Below are 17,101 nucleotides of genomic sequence, written 5' to 3' on the forward strand. Positions count from 1 at the left end.
TGGGCGCCGCCGGCCCCAAGCCGGTCGTTCCACGAGCACCAACGGAGAACCACGTGTCAGAGCACCATGAGGCAGCTACCAACGCCACGACCCCGGACGCCGGCCAGAGCGGCTTTCGTCCCGCATCCGTGGCTGCAGTACCGTTGGCCACCATCGCGGAAACACTCGGTGTTGCCGTTCCTGCCGCCAGCCAGGACAGGGGAGTGACGGGCATTTCCCTCAACTCGCGGGCTGTCGAAGCCGGCGACCTCTATATGGCCCTGCCCGGAGCCTCCCGCCATGGTGCGGACTTCGTTCCGCAGGCTATTGACGCAGGTGCGGTTGCGGTCGTGACGGACGACGCCGGAGCGCGCCAGCTGGCGCTTGCAGGTGACCAGCCCGTACCGGTACTCATTGTCGCCGAGCCGCGTACCGCCGTCGGACGCCTGGCCGCCTTGATCTATCGCAGCCAGCCGGCGGATGGCGGGTTCCCGACTCTGTACGGGGTTACGGGTACCAACGGAAAGACCACCACCACCTATTTCATCAACTCCTTGCTGAGCGCCTTGAAGAAGAAGCCCGGCCTGATCGGGACCATCGAGATCCTTGCGGGCGGGGCGGCGATCCCCAGCCTCCTCACGACCCCGGAGTCCACGGATGTCCATGCGTTGCTGGCTCTGATGCGCGAACGGGGCTTGGACGCGGCATCCATGGAAGTTTCATCCCACGCGATCTCCTTCCGCCGGGTGGACGGAGTGATGTTCGACGTTGCCGGCTTCACCAATCTCACCCAGGACCATCTGGACCTTCATGGCAGCATGGACGAATACTTCCGAACCAAGGCGGAACTCTTCACTGCCGGAAGGGCCAGGCGCGCGGTGGTCACAGTGGACGATCACTGGGGCCGCAAGCTGGCCGATTCAGCCGACATCCCGGTAACCACCCTCGCAACCAAGCCCCCCGTTGAGGGCAGCGCCGACGCCGACTGGAGCGTTGGGTCCATCACGGCGCGGGGGCTGGGGTCGGAATTTGAGCTCAGGCACGTCGACGGCCGAACCCTTCACGTCCACACCGGCCTGCCGGGAGACTTCAATGTGGCCAATGCAGCCCTGGCTACGATCATGGTCCTGGCATCCGGCGTCGACGAAAAGACGCTCCAGACTGCCTTGGATGCGCATGACCCCTTCACTGTTGCGGTCCCCGGACGCATGCAGCTCGTTTCAGCAGAGCCTGCCTCGGTTGTTGATTTTGCCCACAATCCGGACGCTCTGTCCCGTGCCCTGGAAGCCGTTCGTTCTCCGAAAGAGGGATCGCGGGTCATCGTGGTCTTCGGTGCAACGGGCCAGCGCGACCAAGGCAAGCGGCCCACCATGGGGGCAATCGCTGCCCGCCTGGCCGACGTCGTGATCATCAGCGATGACGATCCCCACGACGAAGACGCAGCAGCCATCCGGGCCGAGGTCCTCCAGGGCGCCTACGCTGCACGGGACTCCGAGGACCTGAGTAGCGAAATCATCGAGTCTTATCCAAGGGATGCCGCCATCAGACTGGCCGTCAACGTGGCCACCAAAGACGACACCATCCTCATCGCCGGGCGTGGCCACGAGGTGTGGCAGGAGGTCAAGGGCGTGAATCTTGCCTTGGACGACAGGGTGGAGTTGCGGGCCGCCTTGACATCCAAGGGATTCAGCGTTTCAACGGACCAGCGGATAGAGTCCTAAACCGAGATGATTGCACTTACTGCGGCGGAGATCGCCGACATCACCCATGGCCGATTGACCGGAGATCCGGACATCGTCCCCACCTCCGTCGTCACTGATTCCCGGGAAGCGACGCCCGGATCGTTGTACGTGGCCAAACCCGGCGAGCACGCTGATGGGCATGACTTCGTCGATGCCGCATTCGAACGCGGTGCCGTCCTGGTTCTCGCCGAACGTGAAGTGACCGACGCCGACGGCCGCCCTTATCCCGCCGTCGTGGTTAACGACGCTGTGGTGGCCATGGGCGAGCTGGCAGCGGAATCTGTCAGCCGCATCCGTGCTGAGCGTAAGAGCCGCGGCGAGGACTTCACCGTCATAGGGATCACCGGTTCTGCGGGCAAAACCACCACCAAGGACCTCCTTGCCGGTGTATTGTCCACCGCCGGAGCCACGGTGGCGCCGCAAGGCTCCTACAACGGCGAGGTAGGTGTGCCGCTGACGGTCTTTGCCGCGGACGCCGGAACCCGCTTCCTGGTGATCGAGATGGGCGCTACCGGCCTGGGCCACATCAAGTACCTGGCCGAGATGGTCAAGCCGGACATCGGTGTGGTTCTGGTGGTTGGCACGGCCCACGCTGGTGAATTCGGAGGCGTTGAGAACATCGCCAAGACCAAGGGCGAATTGGTGGAAGCACTGGGGGAGCGCGGCACGGCTGTGATCAACCTCGATGATGGCCGCGTCGCTGCCATGCGCACCCGGACCAAGGCCAAAGTGTTGGGCTTCACGGCCTCGCCGGCCACCACTGAAGAAGTGGAAGCGCGCAACGTTGTGGTCAATGAGCAAGGCTTCCCTGATTTTGATTTGGTACTGCCCGACGGCGGCCCGGCCGTTGAGGTGCGAAGCCGCCTGATCGGTGGTCACCATGTCACCAATCTGTTGGCAGCAGCCGCCGCCGCGTTCGCCGCAGGCATCCCGGCCGCTGACATCGCATCCTCGCTCAGCTCCCAGTCCGCAGCCAGCCGCTGGCGGATGGAACGGACTGAACGTGAAGACGGCGTGACCATCATCAACGATGCTTATAACGCCAACCCCGAATCGATGCGGGCTGCCCTGCGCACCCTGGCGGACCTGGGACAAGGCAGAAGGACCTGGGCTGTTCTGGGAGCCATGCTCGAGCTGGGCGAGGACTCCATCCGGGAACACACTGCAGTGGGCACCCAAGTGGTCCGCCTGAACATTTCCAGGCTGGTGGTGGTGGGGCGTGAAGCCCGTGCGCTCTACGTCTCCGCCATCCAGGAAGGCTCCTGGGGTGACGAATGTTCCTTCACCGAGACAGTGGAAGAAGCCTACGAGCTCCTTCAAAATGAGCTGGAGCCCGGCGACCTGGTGCTCTTCAAGTCCTCCAACGGTGTGGGCCTTCGGCATTTGGGTGATCGGATAGCATTACCTCCACGGGCCGAGCCCACCGGAGACAACGCGGATGAAGCTGCCGCAAGCGAAGGGAACGAGCTGCTGTGATTGCACTTTTGATCGGCGCTGGCGTCGCCCTTCTGGTGGCCCTGATCGGGACGCCCCTGTTTATCAAGTTCCTTGTGGCCAAGAGCTACGGACAATTCATCCGGGACGACGGACCGACGTCCCACCACACCAAGCGCGGCACGCCCACCATGGGCGGAACCGTAGTGGTGGCCGCGGTACTGATTAGTTACTTCGTGACACACCTGATCATGTGGATCATGAATCCGGCCTCCGCCGGCCCCTCGGCATCTGGACTGCTGCTGCTGTTCCTCATGGTGGGTATGGGTTTTGTTGGCTTCCTCGATGACTTCATCAAGATTTCCAACAAGCGCAGCCTTGGCCTGAACGCACGCGCCAAATTGATCCTGCAGGCAGCTGTGGGCATCATCTTTGCGGTGTTGGTCCTTCAGTTCCCCAACGAGGACGGCCTGCGGCCCGCATCCACGCAAATTTCCCTGGTGCGCGACATTCCGTGGCTGGACCTCGCGTTCGGCGGGACAGTAGTGGGCGCCATCCTGTTTGTGCTCTGGTCCAACTTGATCATCACCGCAGCTACCAACGGCGTTAACCTGACCGACGGCCTGGACGGCCTGGCTGCCGGAGCGTCCATCATGGTCTTCGGCGCTTACACCATCATGGGAATTTGGCAGAACAACCAGGCCTGCGGCTCACCACGGGAAGCCGGCAGCGGTTGCTATCAGGTCCGGGACCCCATGGACCTCGCCCTGTTGGCCGCGATTCTGAGTGCCGCCTTGGTGGGATTCCTGTGGTGGAATACCTCACCTGCCAAGATCTTCATGGGTGACACAGGTTCCTTGGCCATTGGTGGTGCCGTTGCGGCGTTCGCTATCCTCTCACGCACCGAACTCCTGCTTGCGTTCATTGGCGGGCTCTTTGTACTCATTACCTTGTCCGTCATCATCCAAGTGGGCTTCTTCAAGCTGAGCGGCGGGAAACGCGTCTTCAAGATGGCTCCGCTGCAACACCACTTTGAATTGAAGGGCTGGGCAGAAGTTACGGTGGTGGTCCGGTTCTGGATTCTCGCCGGGCTCTTTGTGGCTGCGGGCCTTGGAATTTTCTACGCTGAATGGGTGGTGCTGCTGTGAACGAAAGCCCGGAAACTCTGTCATCGAACGCTGAGAGGCTCAGCACACTGACCAGCTGGGATGCCGACTGGTCAGGTCTGCGCGTTGTGGTGACAGGAATAGGTGTCTCTGGCTTCGCTGCAGCCGACACACTCATCGAACTCGGCGCAAAAGTTGTTGTGGTTGACGCAGCCACCAGCGCCAAGGCCAAGGCCCAGGCCGACACCCTCAAGATCGTGGGTGCCGTTGATGTGCTGTTGGGGGAGGAAGCCGTGACGGCTCTCCCGTTGATCGACGGAAGTTTGCCGGACCTCGTGGTCACGTCGCCAGGATGGCGCCCGGATCAGGCCCTGCTTGCCGCGGCCAAGCGCAAGCACATCCAAGTCTGGGGCGACGTCGAACTCGCTTGGAGGCTGAGGGAGCGGGCAGGGCGCAAGACCGCGGACTGGCTGACGATTACCGGTACCAACGGCAAGACCACCACGGTTGGCATGGCCGAATCCATGCTGCAGGCGGCCGGGCTCAAAGCAATCGCCGTGGGAAACGTCGGCACCCCTATTCTTGACGCACTCCGGGATCCGGTGGACTACGATGCTTTCGCTGTTGAGCTCTCCAGCTTCCAGCTGCATTGGAGCCACTCGTTGTCTCCTGTAGCGAGCGTCTGCCTGAACGTTGCCGAGGACCATGTTGATTGGCATGGATCCTACGCCTCCTACCTCGCGGACAAAGCCAAGGTGTACGAGAACACCCAAAAGGCGGCGATCTACAACGCCGAACAGATTGAAACTGAACGTATGGTGGAAAACGCCGACGTCGTTGAGGGATGCCGGGCCATCGGTTTCACCACCAACACGCCGGCCATCAGCATGGTGGGCGTGGTGGATGGCCTCCTTGTTGACCGGGCCTTTATTGCCGAACGCAAAGACTCTGCCGCGGAACTTGCCTCAATGTCCGATCTTGGCCCGGTGGCACCCCGCCACATGGTGGCCAATGCCCTTGCGGCGGCGGCCCTGGTGCGGGCCTACGGAGTTGATGCCGCATCCGTGAAACAAGGCATCCTCAATTACCTGCCAGGTGCCCACCGCATCCAGTTGGTGGCGAACCACAAAGACGTCTTGTGGATCAACGACTCCAAAGCAACCAACCCGCACGCAGCCTCCGCGGCACTCTCGGCTTTCCAGAAGGTTGTATGGATTGCCGGCGGGTTGTCCAAGGGCGTCAACTACGACGACCTCGTCAAAGAGCACGCGCCCAGGCTCAAAGCCGTAGTCCTTATCGGAACTGATACTGAGGCACTGGAGGGGGCCCTCCAGCGACACGCACCCGATGTCCCCGTGATCGCGCCTTCAAAGGGCGACACTGAAGGAGTGCAGACCGCAGCCGGAGACGCAGCTTCGCCTATCTACGGTGAGACCATCATGGCCCGGGCAGTGGCATCGGCGGCCGAGGTGGCTGCCTCTGGCGATACCGTGCTGATGGCACCGGCGGCTGCATCCATGGATCAGTTCTCTTCCTACGCTCACCGTGGCGACGCTTTCGTCCTGGCAGTTCGCGAGCTTGTGGAAGGGCAGGCACCGACCACCGAGGAGTAACAATGGTCAGCACGCCCACCCGCACCCGCGGCAAAGAACCCCGGGACGGGAAGCCCAAGCCGGCATCAGGTGACGGCAGCCGCCCCTCAGGGCTCCGCGGACACCTGCGTGGCTTTTGGGAGAGCCTTGAAGGAAAGAGCAAGGCACCTAACAGCTCCACCTACTATCTGATTCTCGGCTGCGCCCTCGCGTTGACGGCGATCGGGATCATGATGGTGTTGTCCGCGTCAAGCGTTGAAGCCATTTCCGAGGGCAAGTCGCCCTATGCTGATGCCCTCAAACAGGCGCTCTTCGGTGTGGTTGGACTCATCGCCATGTACGTCATTTCGCGGACCAACGTGAACTGGATGAAGAAACTCTCCTGGTGGGCGCTGGGGGCCGTCATTGTGCTCCTTGCCTTGGTCCAGGTCATGGGCAACACCGTCAACGGCAACAAGAACTGGATCGACATTGGAGGTATCACCCTCCAGCCCTCGGAGATGGCCAAGCTGATCCTCTGCGTGTGGATCGCTGCCGTTCTGGCGCGGAAGCAGAAACTCCTTAACCGTTGGATGCACGTCATCATTCCGGTGGTTCCCGGTGCAGGACTCGTCATTGCCTTGGTGATGTTGGGCAACGACCTCGGAACTGTGATCGTCATCGCGGCCATTACCGCTGCCGGGCTGTATTTCGCCGGCGTTCCCGGCCGCATGCTGGCCATTGCCGGCGCGGTTGGCGCCCTAGGCGCCGTCCTGGGGACCATCAGCAGCCAAAACCGGATCTGCCGGATCACCTCGTGGTTGGGAACAGCCTCCACGCAGTGCACCGAGCAGTTTGACTTCGATTTCCAGTCAACCAATGGCATGTACGGCCTCGCACAGGGGAGCTGGACCGGATTGGGCCTTGGCCAAAGCCGGCAGAAGTACAACTGGCTGCCGGAGGCGCACAACGACTTCATCTTTGCCATTATTGGCGAGGAGCTGGGACTTGTTGGAACCATCGTGGTCCTGGTCCTGTTCGCCATCCTGGGTATCGCCATCTTCCGTGTAGTCGTGAGGCAGACCGACCCGTTCCAACGCACGCTGGCTGGTGGAATCATGGTGTGGCTGCTCGGCCAGGCGAGCATGAATATGGCGGTGGTGACCCAACTTCTTCCTGTGGTGGGGGTGCCCCTTCCGTTCATCTCCTATGGTGGCTCCGCGCTGATCATGTCCCTCTGCGGTGTGGGCGTAGTGTTGTCTTTGGCCCGCGGCCAATTGCCGGCGCAGCAGCGTTCAGGATTCTTCCCGCGCCTCATGTCCAAGACTGCACGAAAGCGTACCTAGCACTTCATGACTTTTGACTCCGCAAACGCGCCCAAGCCGTTGTCCGTCGTCCTTGCCGGCGGCGGGACAGCCGGTCACGTCAGCCCGCTGTTGGCGATTGCCGACGCCATCAAGGACAAACGTCCGGAGGCCGCCATCATGGCTGTAGGGACGCCGTCGGGCATGGAAACCCGTCTCGTCCCGGCGGCCGGGTACCAGCTCGCAACCATCGACCGTGTTCCCTTTCCGCGGCGGCCGTCAGCGGACCTCCTGAAGCTGCCCGCCCGCTTGAGCGGCGCGGTCCGGCAGGCCCGGCACATTTTGGAGGCCTCCGGCGCGGATGTTCTGGTGGGTGTGGGCGGGTACGTCTGCACGCCCATGTACCTTGCTGCACGCAAACTCCGGATCCCCATCGTCATCCACGAGGCCAACATGAAGGCCGGCCTGGCTAATCGCGTCGGCGCCCGGTTCAGCAAGCATGTTGCCGTGGCATTTGCCGGGACGCGCTTGAGGGGGGCCCGCCACGTGGGAATGCCCATGCGCCGGGCTATCTCGCAAGTGGACAGGGCTGTTGCGGCGCCTGCGGCAAAGGCCGCGCTGGGGCTTGATGCCCACCGTCCGGCCTTGATCGTCACAGGCGGCTCCTCAGGGGCGTTGAGCATCAATCGTGCCATCACCGCAGCTCTCCCCGCACTGGCCGCTGCCGGTATTCAGACCCTCCACATCACGGGCAAAGGCAAAGCCGTCAAGGATGACGACGGCGGACTTCTCGCCGCCGACGGCTACAGGCAGGTTGAGTACGTGGACGGCATGGAGAACGTCTACGCCGCTGCCGACGTCATTCTGGCCCGTGCCGGTGCCGGCACCGTCAGCGAGGTAGCGGCTGTGGGAGTCCCCGCAGTGTTCGTGCCCTTGCCCATCGGGAACGGAGAGCAGGCGCTGAACGCCGCCCCCTTGGTTGCCGCAGGCGGTGCACTGATGATCGATGACAAGGATCTCAGCCCGGAGTGGCTCCGGACCGAACTGATTCCGCTGCTGACAAACCGCAGCAAACTCAATGACATGGCTCGGAAATCCGAAGCACTTGGTATCAGAAACGCCGATCAGCGGATGGCTGATCTTGTCTTGGAAGCGGTATCCGCATGACCACCAGCATCGCCCGGCTCGAGTCTCTCGGACGCGTCCACTTCATTGGAATCGGCGGAGTGGGAATGTCCGCCGTCGCGCGCATTATGGTGGCGCGGGGCATCCCCGTCAGCGGCAGCGATGTCAAAGACCTGCCCGTGATGCGTGACCTCGCCGTGGCAGGTGCGCGTATTGCGGTCGGCTACGACGCCGGAAACCTGGGCGATGCCCAGACGGTCGTGGCTGGTTCAGCCATCCGGGACGACAACCCGGAGTTGGTGGCGGCGCGTCAGACCGGGTTGCCCGTGCTTCACCGTTCGGAAGCTTTGGCCGCCACCATGGCCGGGCACCGGGTTGTCACCGTGGCAGGTACCCACGGCAAATCCACTACTACGTCGATGGTTGCGGTACTCCTCAAGGAAGCCGGTCTGGATCCCTCCTTCGCGATCGGCGCGAACGTGCCGGCACTGGGCGTCAACGCAGCCCACGGTGAATCCGATATTTTCGTGGCAGAGGCCGATGAGTCGGATGGGTCATTCCTCAACTACCGTCCGTTGATTGCGGTGGTTACCAATGTCGAAGCGGATCACTTGGATCACTACGGAACACCGGAGGCCGTCTTCGCGTCCTTTGATGAGTTCGCCGCGCTCCTGCCTTCCAACGGCGTCCTGCTGGCATGCGCCGACGACGCCGGTGCCCTGGCCTTGGCGGAACGGACAGCCTCAAAGGGGATAACGCGCGTCCTGACGTACGGAACATCATCTGCTGCCGATGTCCGGCTTCATGACGGCGGTCCGGGCGATGTATCCGTTGCCCTGGGCGGAGCCGTCCATGGCCTTGAACTGCAAGTGCCGGGACGGCACAACGCCCTGAACGCCGCAGCGGCGTTCGCAGTCGCCGTCGAACTCGGCGTGGAACCGGGCGCTGCCGCGGCTGCGCTGGGCCACTTTACCGGTGCTTCACGTCGCTTTGAGTTCAAAGGCCAGGGCAGGGGAGTGCGGGTCTATGACGACTACGCCCACCATCCCACCGAGGTCCGCGCAGCATTATCGGCAGCGCGCTCAGTGGCCGCCGGCAAGAAGGTGCACGTCCTATTCCAGCCGCACCTGTTTTCGCGGACCCGTGAGTTCGCCACGGAGTTCGCCGCTGCTTTGGACCTGGCGGACACCGCATTGATTTTGGACATCTATCCTGCCCGCGAAGATCCCATCCCGGGGGTCACGAGCACGCTGATCACCGATCACTTGGTGAACGGCCGGCTCGTTTCAGCCGGTGAAGCCGTGGACGCCGTGGTGGACGCTGCAAGCGACGGCGACGTGGTCCTGACGGTCGGGGCCGGAGACGTCACTGCCTACGGGCCTGCCATCGTGGCGGCATTGGATGGCTAACACCCGGAAACCCACCTTCAAACCGGCCACGGAGCCGCGCCCCGGCAAGGCGGAGAGGTCCGGAGGTGACCCAATGGAGGTCATCAGTGCACAACGATCTGTTGACACTGACCTCAAGGCCCCGGTGGCGTCGGGTCGCCCCTCGAAGCCTGGCGGTGCCGCGAAGGCCGGCAAGGCGCCAGGGACTGACAACGTCATTGCTTTTCCTGAGCCCAGGAACCGACGTCAGCGGAGACTGGTGCTCTGGACGCTCTCGATGGTGGCTTTGGTGGTCGGATCCTTGATCGCAGGGGCCATCTTTTCTCCCGTGTTGGCAGTGCGCACCATAACCGTGGACGGAACATCGCTTGTGACGCCGGATGCGGTGCAAAAGGCGCTCTCAGGCTTGGAAGGCAAGCCGTTGCCGCAAGTCAGCGAACAGGAGATCAACGAGCTCCTGAAACCACTTGTCCAGGTCCGTTCGGCAACCATGGAAGCACGGCCGCCGTCCGAGTTGCTGGTGCATGTGGACGAGCGCGTTCCTGTGGCACTGCTCAAGCAGGGTGACAGCTACGTGATGGTGGATGTAGATGGCGTTCAACTCGGAGCGACGCAGGATTTGGCCGCCGTAGCCCTGCCGTTGATCGACGCTGGCGTGGGCACCACCAACACGGAGTTGTTCAAGGCGATTGCCGCTGTTCTGGACACCCTGCCCGCGGACATCCTTGCCAGGATGTCTACCGCCTCTGCAGCCTCGCCCGACGCCGTTGAGCTGAAACTGGTGGACGGAAAGACGGTAGTCTGGGGCAATGCCGAGGACAGGGAACTGAAGGCCAAGGCACTCGAGGCGTTGCTGAGGATGCCGGCGGACCCAAAGGTCCCGGTCAGTATCTACGACGTCAGTGTTCCCCGGCATCCATTCACAAAATAGGCAGTATTGAGAACGTAACCTGCGGGCCGGCGGTGGCCTTATTTCACGGCAATCACACGACACGCGCAAGCGGAGATTGCATGTGGGAACCAGAGGAAATACCGTCGCAGTAGAGTTACTTGACATAACTATAACCTTCAACTAGAGGGTTAAGGTCCAAGGATTCAAGTTGGACTCGATCAGTTTCGCTATAGGACACAAGCAAGGGGCACGAAACGTGGCAGCACCGCAGAATTACTTGGCCGTCATCAAGGTCGTCGGCATCGGCGGCGGTGGCGTGAACGCAGTCAACCGTATGATCGAGGTCGGCCTTCGGGGCGTCGAGTTCATCGCCATCAACACCGACGCGCAGGCGCTGCTCATGAGCGACGCCGACGTCAAGCTCGACGTCGGACGTGAGCTCACCCGTGGCTTGGGTGCAGGAGCGAACCCGGAGGTCGGAAAGCAGGCAGCAGAAGACCACGCCGACGAGATCGAAGAAGTTCTCCGCGGTGCTGACATGGTCTTCGTCACGGCAGGCGAGGGCGGTGGCACCGGTACCGGTGGTGCTCCCGTGGTCGCGCGCATCGCCCGCTCCCTCGGTGCGCTGACCATCGGCGTCGTGACCCGACCCTTCACCTTCGAAGGCCGGCGCCGTGCAGGCTCTGCCGAGGCTGGAATTGACGCCCTCCGCGACGAAGTCGACACCCTGATTGTGATCCCGAACGATCGCCTTCTGTCCATCAGCGACCGCAATGTCTCCGTCCTGGACGCCTTCCGCTCTGCGGACCAGGTACTCCTGTCCGGTGTCCAAGGCATCACTGACCTCATTACCACTCCCGGCCTGATCAACCTTGACTTTGCTGACGTCAAGTCAGTCATGCAGGGCGCGGGGTCTGCCCTCATGGGCATCGGTTCCGCCCGTGGTGAAGACCGAGCCGTCAAGGCTGCGGAACTGGCCATCGCCTCGCCGCTCCTGGAGGCCTCCATTGACGGCGCCCACGGTGTCCTGCTGTCCATTCAGGGCGGCTCCGATCTGGGCCTGTTCGAAATCAATGAAGCCGCGCGCCTGGTGCAGGAAGTGGCCCACCCCGAAGCGAACATCATCTTTGGTGCCGTCATTGACGACGCCTTGGGAGATGAGGCTCGCGTGACAGTCATCGCAGCGGGCTTCGACGACGTCAAAGCAACCTCGCCTTCCATGGATCAGTCCCGTCCGGCCCAGAACCCGGTGCCTTCGGAAAGGCCTGCTGCTCCGAGCAGTGCGCCGTCCAACGCTGCAGCCCCGCAGCACGCCACGGCAGGTATCGGTGCTGCAGGCCTGAGCAACTGGGGCCAGCAGCGTCCGTCGGCCTTGCCTGCGGACTCCGGCTTTGACGTCGACCTCCCTGCAGTTGTTGAACCCGACCTTTCGGGCAGCCGCTCCGATGATCTCGACGTTCCTGACTTCCTGAAGTAAGCCGCGGTTCGAAAGAGTCAGTACCAGGTGTTTTGGTGGCGAAATGAAGTACGACCCGGCGTTTCTGTAGCCTTCACGGATACAGGCGCCGGGAACCTGGCTCTCCACGTACAGGACGACCCCACGGAAGTGATGGTTCGTCGTGCCCGGGTGGAACACACTCTCGGCTTGCGCCCGGACGGTTCGCGTACGCGCCAGTTCCAGTACATGAACCAGGTCCATGGAAATCATGTGGAGTTCGTTGCAGCTCATGGACCTGGACCAACCGCTGATGCCATGGTCTCCGCTGCCCCTGTACCGTCTGGACAGCATGCAGTCGCCCACCCGCCTGCAACCCCCGGGCGATCAGCACAGCCTTTGGCCGTGATGGTGGCCGATTGTGTCCCGGTTCTGCTGGTTGGTAGCGACTCCAACAACAGCCCCGTCCTGGCTGCTGCCCATGCCGGGCGTCCCGGGGTCGCGTCAGCCGTGGTGCCCGCAACTGTCGCTGAAATGCGGCGTCGGGGAGCTGTTGATATCAGCGCTTGGCTCGGACCGTCCATTTGTGGCTCGTGTTACGAGGTCCCCGAACAGCTGCGTGCCGAGGTGGCAGAAAAAATACCTGAAGCGTGGTCCTCCACCTCGTGGGGTACACCTGCCCTTGACCTTCCGGCGGGTGTACGCGCGCAGTTGCACTCACTGGATGTCCCCGTGGAGTACTCGGGGGAATGCACCCGTGAAAACGACTCCCTTTTCTCTTACCGGCGGGACTCCCGGACCGGTCGATTTGCAGGTTTGGTGTGGACGCATGACTAGCCTCAAAGACGGCAACCAACAACGGGAAGAATCATCAAGTGATCCCCGCACGGCTGAGCTGTCGGCCCGGCTGGAGGTGGTGCGGCAGCGGATTGACGTCGCTACCCGCACTGCAGGACGGCTTGACCTGCCGCGGTTGGTGGTGGTGACTAAATTCCATCCGGCGGCCGATGTTCGCCGCCTGGTGACACTTGGTGTCGAGGATGTCGGCGAGAACCGCGACCAGGAAGCGGCCTCCAAGACTGCTGAACTCTCCGGGATTAACGTCCGATGGCATTTCATCGGCCAGCTTCAGAGCAATAAGGCAAAGTCGGTGGTCAAGTATGCTGCTTCGGTCCAGTCTGTTGACCGCGTGCAGCTGGTTGATGCTCTGGCCAAGGCCGTCGCCAGGGAGAAGGATGCCACGGGGCGCAGCGATCTTGACTGTTTCATCCAAGTCAGCCTGGATGACGACGCCGGCGCACACCGGGGCGGCGCCACGCCCTCCGATGTTGAGATGCTCGCGGAAAGAATCGAGCTGGCGGACGGTCTGGTGTTGTCCGGACTGATGGCCGTGGCGCCTTTGGGGGCTGATCCGAATGTGGCCTTCGAGCGACTCGCGGGGATTTCCAAAGCGCTCTGCGCAGTGCATCCGGCCGCAACAGGTATATCCGCCGGCATGAGTCAGGACTTGGAAGCCGCCGTGAAGTTCGGAGCGACACACCTGAGAATTGGCTCCGATATTCTCGGTTCCCGTCCGGCCGTGGGGTAGCGTCAAAGTATTGGAATGACGGGCCGGGGTTCCAATATGTCAAGTCATGGCGGCCCGCCTACTGCAGAAACGATAGGAGTGCACCATGGCTGGCGCTCTGCGCAAGACAATGATCTATCTTGGGCTCGCCGACGGCGATGAACACTACGAATCTGAGCAGTCCGTCGCCACGCAGCACGATGAAGAACGCCCCCAGGCACAGGAACGGGAAGAGCGCCGTGCGCCCGCTCCCGTCCGGGAAGTTGTCCGTGAAATGCCCACTGTAGATGCCGAAGAGGAATACCGCGCACCCGTGACACCCATCAAGCGTGCGGCATCCAGCCGCGAAGATGCCTCGGGCCTGAGGCAGATCACCACCGTCCATCCTCGTTCGTACAACGACGCAAAGGTCATTGGCGAGAGCTTCCGGGATGGCATTCCGGTCATCATGAATGTCACTGACATGGGTGAGTCCGATGCCAAGCGGCTTGTGGACTTTTCCGCCGGCCTCGTCTTCGGCTTGCACGGCAGCATCGAGCGGGTGACCAACAAGGTCTTCCTGTTGTCGCCGTCGTACGTTGAGGTCATCGGGGACGACAAAAAGGCCAGCGAGACGCAGGCCAGCTTCTTCAACCAGAGCTGACAACAGTCTTTTGCAGATGCCAGGCGGGTCAACCCGCCTGGCATCTGTGTTGCAATAGTAGGGACCGATCGGCATTCCGGAACAAGTGGGAGATCTGAGCTAACTCGTGGGCATTGTTTTCGGCCTTATCTATATTGTGTTGTTGCTGTTCTTCATCGCCCTGATCATCCGACTCATCTTCGAATGGGTCCAGATGTTCGCCCGCCAGTGGCGGCCCAGGGGTGTGGCGTTGGTTACAGCCCATGTGGTCTACTCCGTCACTGATCCTCCCCTTAGCAGGCTCAGGAAGCTGATCCCGCCCCTCCAACTTGGCGGAATCTCCTTGGATCTTGGGTTCTTGATCCTGATTATTGCCGTCAGCATAGCCATGGCAGTGACCAACAGCCTGGCGTAGTTGCTCCGCGGAACCCGGGCCACCGATGGTCCATAGGCCGCAAATTCTCCAAATCAACACGATGGTGTTGAATTGGAGGAACAAGATGATATTTAGGTACCGTAGTTTTGAACGGCCGGAAGGCCTACTGACTAACTAGACCAACGAGGTGACCAGATGGCTTTGACGCCAGAAGACGTTGTCAACAAGCGCTTTCAGCCGACCAAGTTCCGCGAAGGCTACGACCAGGACGAGGTTGACGACTTCCTCGACGAGATCGTGGTGGAACTTCGCCGCTTGAACCAGGAAAACGACGAACTTCGCAAGAAGCTCGGCGAGGCCGGTTCGGCCGTTCCCGCTGCAACTGCTGCGGCTCCGGTCGTCGAGAAGGTTCCGGCCCCGGTCAAGGTTGACAAGGAAGCTGAGGCGAAGGCGGAAGCCGAAGCCAAGGCCGCAGAAGATGCCAAGAAGAAGGAAGCCGAGAAGGCAGCAGCTGCTGCTGCAGCTCCGAAGGCACCTGCTGCAAGCAATGGCGTCACCACGTCCGCTGAGTCCGCTGCAGGTCTGCTGGCCATGGCGCAGCAGATGCACGACAAGCACGTTTCCGACGGTGCGCAGCAGAAGGAAAAGATCATTGCCGAGGCTCAGATCGAGGCTTCCAGCCTCGTCAACGACGCCCAGGAGAAGTCCCGCAAGATCCTTGGTGCCCTTGAGCAGCAGCGCTCCGTTCTTGAGCGTAAGGTTGAGCAGCTCCGTGGTTTCGAGCGCGACTACCGTTCACGCCTGAAGGCTTACATCGAAGGTCAGCTCCGCGACCTTGACGCCCGTGGTTCCGTCGCTGCCCCTGAGGTTGGCGAAGCAACCGCTGACGTTTAGCAAGTATTCTGAAAGCCGGTGGCTGAGGACTCCTCGGCCGCCGGCTTTCTCTGTTAAGAGACCGACAGCAGCCCGCACGCTTCCCGAATGAAAGCACTATGACCGACGACTTCACCGCTGAGGCCACACAGCCGACGCCTGCCGGACGCCGTAAGTGGCGTCCTGCCATGCTCTGGCTTTTTGCCGGCTTCGCCGTGTTCGCCTACGTTTTTGACCAACTCACCAAACTTTGGGTCACCAGCACCATGACGGAGGGTGAGCGCATTCCGGTGCTGCCTCCGCTGCTGCACTGGTACTACATCCGCAACTCCGGGGCGGCATTTTCCATCGGCGAGAATGTGACGTGGGTTTTCACGATCGTCATGGCTGTGGTCTCTGTGGCGATTCTCTTTCAGCTGCGAAAGGTGGGCTCGGTCTGGTGGGCGCTATCCCTGGGACTGCTCTTTGGCGGTGCCCTCGGCAACCTGACCGACCGCTTGTTCCGCGAGCCGTCTTTCGCCATGGGACATGTGGTGGATTTCATTCAGCTGCCGAACTTCGCCATCTTCAACATCGCAGACTCGGCGGTGGTGTCCGGCGTCGTCATTATCTGCCTCCTGACCTTGCGGGGGGTTGGCATGGACGGAACCCGTCATGTGGCAGCGCCAAAGCCGGCCAAAGATGCCAAATCCGCCGGCGGCACCAACGGGGAGCCCGCTGGTGAGTAAATCCATAGTGGTTCCCGAGGAACTGGCCGGGGCGCGAGTTGATGCCGGACTGGCACAGCTTCTGGACATTTCCCGCTCTGCTGCCGCGCTGCTGATTTCAGAAGGAAACGTCACCAGCGGCGGAGTTGCGCTGGGTAAATCGGCGAAGCTCGTTGCCGGTACATTGCTTGATGTCACGGTTCCCGAGCGGCCGGATCCCCTGGAAGTCGTGGAGGAAGTTGTGGAAGGCCTGAAGATCCTGTTGGACGACGACGAATTCGTTGTCATCGACAAACCGGTGGGGGTCGCAGCCCACCCTTCACCAGGCTGGGTGGGCCCCACAGTAGTGGGAGGCCTTGCCGGAGCAGGTTACAGGATTTCTACGTCGGGAGCGCCCGAGCGTGCGGGGATTGTTCACCGGCTGGATGTGGGGACATCCGGTGTCATGGTGGTGGCTAAGACCGAGAACGCTTACACGGTGCTGAAGAAGGCCTTCAAGGAACGCACCGTGGACAAGGTGTATCACGCAGTTGTTCAGGGACTGCCCGATCCTCTTCAGGGGACCATTGACGCCCCCATCGGACGGCATCCCGGCCACGACTGGCGGTTCGCCGTCATCGAGGACGGCCGACCCTCAGTGACCCACTATGAGGTCCTGGAAGCTTTTGGTAAGGCGACCCTGGTGGAAGTGCATCTGGAAACGGGGCGCACCCACCAGATCCGCGTCCACTTCTCAGCGCTGCGGCATCCTTGTGCCGGCGACCTCACCTACGGAGCGGACCCCCGCCTGGCTGCCACCCTTGGTCTCACCCGTCAGTGGCTGCACGCCCGTCAACTTGGATTTACCCATCCCCGCTCCGGCGATTGGGTGGAAGTCAGCAGCGAATATCCGGCGGACCTCCAGTACGCTCTGGATCTGCTGGCCACTGGCTCCGCATAGACGGACTTCACTGCCCGGGTCCGATTTCTGTATGACACGG

General features: G+C 62.0%; 16 protein-coding genes. All 16 read left to right on the forward strand.

Annotated elements, in window-relative coordinates; genetic code table 11:
* The first annotated feature begins 53 nt into the window (after positions 1–53).
* The 16 genes from ACZ5J0_RS07710 (at position 54) to ACZ5J0_RS07785 (ending at position 17,061) form a co-directional block, all read left to right on the forward strand.
* The gene (locus ACZ5J0_RS07710; protein ID WP_250820916.1) at positions 54–1,700 is read left to right on the forward strand and encodes a UDP-N-acetylmuramoyl-L-alanyl-D-glutamate--2,6-diaminopimelate ligase; all 1,647 of its coding nucleotides are present in this window, start codon (positions 54–56) and stop codon (positions 1,698–1,700) included.
* A gap of 6 nt (positions 1,701–1,706) precedes the next feature.
* Entirely contained in the window at positions 1,707–3,197 is a 1,491-nt protein-coding gene (locus tag ACZ5J0_RS07715) for a UDP-N-acetylmuramoyl-tripeptide--D-alanyl-D-alanine ligase (RefSeq protein ID WP_464094525.1), read from the forward strand.
* A complete protein-coding gene (gene mraY, locus ACZ5J0_RS07720; RefSeq protein WP_142939530.1) occupies positions 3,194–4,303 on the forward strand; it encodes a phospho-N-acetylmuramoyl-pentapeptide-transferase in 1,110 nt (369 codons plus the stop codon). The genes ACZ5J0_RS07715 and mraY overlap by 4 nt, the downstream gene beginning before the upstream one ends.
* Entirely contained in the window at positions 4,285–5,874 is a 1,590-nt protein-coding gene (murD, locus tag ACZ5J0_RS07725; RefSeq protein WP_142939529.1) for a UDP-N-acetylmuramoyl-L-alanine--D-glutamate ligase, read from the forward strand. The genes mraY and murD overlap by 19 nt, the downstream gene beginning before the upstream one ends.
* A gap of 2 nt (positions 5,875–5,876) precedes the next feature.
* The gene (gene ftsW, locus ACZ5J0_RS07730) at positions 5,877–7,178 is read left to right on the forward strand and encodes a putative lipid II flippase FtsW (protein WP_142939528.1); all 1,302 of its coding nucleotides are present in this window, start codon (positions 5,877–5,879) and stop codon (positions 7,176–7,178) included.
* 6 nt (positions 7,179–7,184) lie between these two features.
* Positions 7,185–8,303, forward strand: a complete 1,119-nt coding sequence (murG, locus tag ACZ5J0_RS07735; RefSeq protein WP_223942286.1) for an undecaprenyldiphospho-muramoylpentapeptide beta-N-acetylglucosaminyltransferase — start codon at positions 7,185–7,187, stop codon at positions 8,301–8,303.
* Positions 8,300–9,670 (forward strand): UDP-N-acetylmuramate--L-alanine ligase, encoded by a 1,371-nt coding sequence (murC, locus tag ACZ5J0_RS07740; protein ID WP_142939526.1) that lies wholly within the window; start codon positions 8,300–8,302, stop codon positions 9,668–9,670. Before murG ends, murC begins: the two co-directional genes overlap by 4 nt.
* The gene (locus ACZ5J0_RS07745; protein WP_142939525.1) at positions 9,663–10,580 is read left to right on the forward strand and encodes a cell division protein FtsQ/DivIB; all 918 of its coding nucleotides are present in this window, start codon (positions 9,663–9,665) and stop codon (positions 10,578–10,580) included. The genes murC and ACZ5J0_RS07745 overlap by 8 nt, the downstream gene beginning before the upstream one ends.
* A gap of 217 nt (positions 10,581–10,797) precedes the next feature.
* Positions 10,798–12,018, forward strand: a complete 1,221-nt coding sequence (gene ftsZ, locus ACZ5J0_RS07750; protein ID WP_024820475.1) for a cell division protein FtsZ — start codon at positions 10,798–10,800, stop codon at positions 12,016–12,018.
* 27 nt (positions 12,019–12,045) lie between these two features.
* The gene (locus tag ACZ5J0_RS07755; protein WP_464094526.1) at positions 12,046–12,813 is read left to right on the forward strand and encodes a purine nucleoside phosphorylase YfiH/LACC1 family protein; all 768 of its coding nucleotides are present in this window, start codon (positions 12,046–12,048) and stop codon (positions 12,811–12,813) included.
* Positions 12,806–13,564, forward strand: a complete 759-nt coding sequence (locus ACZ5J0_RS07760; RefSeq protein WP_464094527.1) for a YggS family pyridoxal phosphate-dependent enzyme — start codon at positions 12,806–12,808, stop codon at positions 13,562–13,564. The genes ACZ5J0_RS07755 and ACZ5J0_RS07760 overlap by 8 nt, the downstream gene beginning before the upstream one ends.
* A gap of 85 nt (positions 13,565–13,649) precedes the next feature.
* Complete coding sequence (locus tag ACZ5J0_RS07765; protein WP_142939522.1) at positions 13,650–14,186, forward strand: cell division protein SepF; 537 nt, start codon at positions 13,650–13,652, stop codon at positions 14,184–14,186.
* A 106-nt stretch (positions 14,187–14,292) separates the two neighbouring features.
* Entirely contained in the window at positions 14,293–14,580 is a 288-nt protein-coding gene (locus tag ACZ5J0_RS07770) for a YggT family protein (protein ID WP_024820479.1), read from the forward strand.
* A gap of 156 nt (positions 14,581–14,736) precedes the next feature.
* On the forward strand, positions 14,737–15,435 hold the full coding sequence (locus tag ACZ5J0_RS07775) for a DivIVA domain-containing protein (RefSeq protein ID WP_142939521.1): 699 nt from the start codon (positions 14,737–14,739) through the stop codon (positions 15,433–15,435).
* Positions 15,436–15,533: 98 nt separating this feature from the next.
* A complete protein-coding gene (gene lspA, locus ACZ5J0_RS07780) occupies positions 15,534–16,142 on the forward strand; it encodes a signal peptidase II (protein ID WP_142939520.1) in 609 nt (202 codons plus the stop codon).
* Positions 16,135–17,061, forward strand: a complete 927-nt coding sequence (locus tag ACZ5J0_RS07785) for an RluA family pseudouridine synthase (protein WP_142939519.1) — start codon at positions 16,135–16,137, stop codon at positions 17,059–17,061. Before lspA ends, ACZ5J0_RS07785 begins: the two co-directional genes overlap by 8 nt.
* The last annotated feature ends 40 nt before the right edge of the window (positions 17,062–17,101 follow it).

The sequence above is a fragment of the Arthrobacter sp. DualSoilB13 genome, from assembly GCF_055389195.1.

Excerpts from the sequence above, each read along its gene's own strand:
- murD (WP_142939529.1), top strand. The coding sequence starts at position 4,285 with ATGGGTGGTGCTGCTGTGAACGAAAGCCCGGAAACTCTGTCATCGAAC.
- ACZ5J0_RS07775 (WP_142939521.1), top strand. The coding sequence starts at position 14,737 with ATGGCTTTGACGCCAGAAGACGTTGTCAACAAGCGCTTTCAGCCGACC.
- ACZ5J0_RS07760 (WP_464094527.1), top strand. The coding sequence starts at position 12,806 with ATGACTAGCCTCAAAGACGGCAACCAACAACGGGAAGAATCATCAAGT.
- ACZ5J0_RS07765 (WP_142939522.1), top strand. The coding sequence starts at position 13,650 with ATGGCTGGCGCTCTGCGCAAGACAATGATCTATCTTGGGCTCGCCGAC.
- lspA (WP_142939520.1), top strand. The coding sequence starts at position 15,534 with ATGACCGACGACTTCACCGCTGAGGCCACACAGCCGACGCCTGCCGGA.
- ACZ5J0_RS07745 (WP_142939525.1), top strand. The coding sequence starts at position 9,663 with ATGGCTAACACCCGGAAACCCACCTTCAAACCGGCCACGGAGCCGCGC.
- murC (WP_142939526.1), top strand. The coding sequence starts at position 8,300 with ATGACCACCAGCATCGCCCGGCTCGAGTCTCTCGGACGCGTCCACTTC.
- ACZ5J0_RS07715 (WP_464094525.1), top strand. The coding sequence starts at position 1,707 with ATGATTGCACTTACTGCGGCGGAGATCGCCGACATCACCCATGGCCGA.
- ftsW (WP_142939528.1), top strand. The coding sequence starts at position 5,877 with ATGGTCAGCACGCCCACCCGCACCCGCGGCAAAGAACCCCGGGACGGG.
- murG (WP_223942286.1), top strand. The coding sequence starts at position 7,185 with ATGACTTTTGACTCCGCAAACGCGCCCAAGCCGTTGTCCGTCGTCCTT.